Consider the following 2,276-nt stretch of genomic DNA (forward strand, 5'->3'; position numbering starts at 1 on the left):
TCTTGAGATACAATTACATTGTAAACTCCAGATGGATATTGGTTTCCTAATTCAAAGTTTTGAATATCAGAAGCGTTTATCGTTTTATCTTCTAGAAGTTTTCCTATCATGTCGTAAACTCTAACTTGAATACTTGCTTCACTATTAGTTTTAACATCTAACTTAAAGTTCTCTACAAATGGATTTGGATATGCTAAAGCCTCAAATACATTATTATCTTCTAATTGAATACCAGAACCAACAACTCTTGATGTTTGCATAGGAGTTTTAATGGTACATGTTTTACCGTATGCTCCAAAATTTGTCTCATTTGGAAACTTTACAGCTACTTGAACAGAATATAGCTCACCATTAGGAATTAATCCTGGGAAGTTATCTAAAGTAAAGATGTTATTAGAACTATCATAAAAAGTATCATAGTCAACTCCGTTGAAAACTCTAAATCGGTACATTGTCGCACCTGTTACTAGTTCTGCTTCTATTGACTCTGTATTACTTATTACTTGATAATTGTCACATTTTGAAGTTACAAGATTGCTCAAAGGAATCGAAGGAGTCTGTACAACACAAGAACTACTATAAGACCCCACTTGTCCGTTACTTGAAATTCGAACACGAACAATGTATTGGCGACTAAAAAGCAAAGGTAAGCCTACTACTTGTGATAATCTGAAAGAAGGAGTATTTCTTGTAACTGTAGGATAAACAGTTCCATTGTAAGTAACTTCAAATTCATATCCACTGGCTCCAACTACTGGTGTAGCATAAATTAAAGAAGTAGTAGCACTTATAGTAGTTCCACATGATTGTGCTTGTAATGTTGTTGTAGGTATAGACGCTGTGTTTACCAAACAAGATGTACCATATATACCAGCTTGTCCATTACTAATAATTCTTAATCTAACACTATATTGAGCTCCAAACACTAATGGTAGTCCCACAACATCAGATAATCTGAAAGAAGGAGTATTTCTTGTAACTGTAGGATAAACAGTTCCATTGTAAGTAACTTCAAATTCATATCCACTGGCTCCAACTACTGGTGTAGCATAAATAAAAGAAGTAGTAGTACTTAAAGTAGCTCCGCAAGAATCATTACGTAAAGTGGTTGTAGGGATAGAAGGTGTGTTTATAGTACAAGAAGTACCGTAAATACCCGCTTGTCCATTTCTTATAATTCTTACTCTAATACTATATTCAGCATTAAAAACCAAAGGTAATCCTGTTACTTCTGATAATCTGAAAGATGATGTATTTTTAGTAACTGTTGGATAAACGGTTCCATTATAAGTCACTTCAAATTCATAAGCACTTGCTCCAATTCGTGATGTAGCATAAATTAAAGATGAAGTTGCATTAAGTGTTGCGCCACAATAATCAAGTCTTAAATTAGTGTAGTCTCCACAGTCAACTGTAGTATTAAAAGTTCTTGTACCGCCACATGATGTGGTAAAGGATACAGAAACCTGATTAGCGTTTGCAAAATTTATGGGGTGAGCAATTGCGACAGCTATAGTTGATGTACCAGCACCACTAGTTATGGTCATACCAGTAGGTAAACTCCATACAAAGTTTGTTCCTATATCTGATGGTACCGAGTAAGTAGCAGTGGTTAATGAACATATGTTGGTAGGACCAGCAATATTTCCAGTAACACTGCTCACGGAAAATGTTCGAATAATTCCTGTTCCGCAAGAGTTACTACCTTGAACGCTGATGACACCAGATCCAAAATTAGACAGATTAAAACTTACTACAATAGCGTTTGTTCCTTGTCCAGAAACCAAAGTTGCACCAGTTGGAACAGACCAATTGTAGTTTGTAACACCTGCTACAGCAGTAACAGCGTAAGTATATTGATTTACTGGGTTGTTGTTTAACACCTGACCATTAGCGTCAATGGTAGTTTGTGCAGCACCACATACAACCGCGGTACCACTTATTCCGCCTAAAACAGGTGTAGTACCTACAGTTAGGGTAACAGCAGCACTCGTTCCGCAAGAAGAGATTGAACGAACACTTACCAAACCTGATACAGCGTCAGTAACAGTAACCGAAATACTTGAAGTTCCTTGTCCTGAGGTAATAGTCATTCCAGAAGGAACAGTCCATTGGTAGGTTAACCCAGCAACATTAGTAACACTATAGTTTGCTTGTGTTAAAGAACATACAGTACTTGGTCCTGCTATTACAGAAGGAAGTGGAGCACCAGAAACATTAATTGAAGCTAGTTGGGTAGCTGTTGCTGTAGAACAACTAACTCGAATTTGACCCGA

The 2,276-nt window shown here is 36.6% G+C and carries 1 protein-coding gene; it reads right to left on the reverse strand.

What is annotated here, in order from left to right; translation table 11 throughout:
- The coding region (locus tag ABD766_RS14910) for a T9SS type A sorting domain-containing protein (protein WP_344817431.1) at nucleotides 1–2,276 on the reverse strand (2,276 nt) is incomplete at both ends.

This window comes from Flavobacterium cheonanense, assembly GCF_039539185.1.
Lineage (GTDB): Bacteria > Bacteroidota > Bacteroidia > Flavobacteriales > Flavobacteriaceae > Flavobacterium > Flavobacterium cheonanense.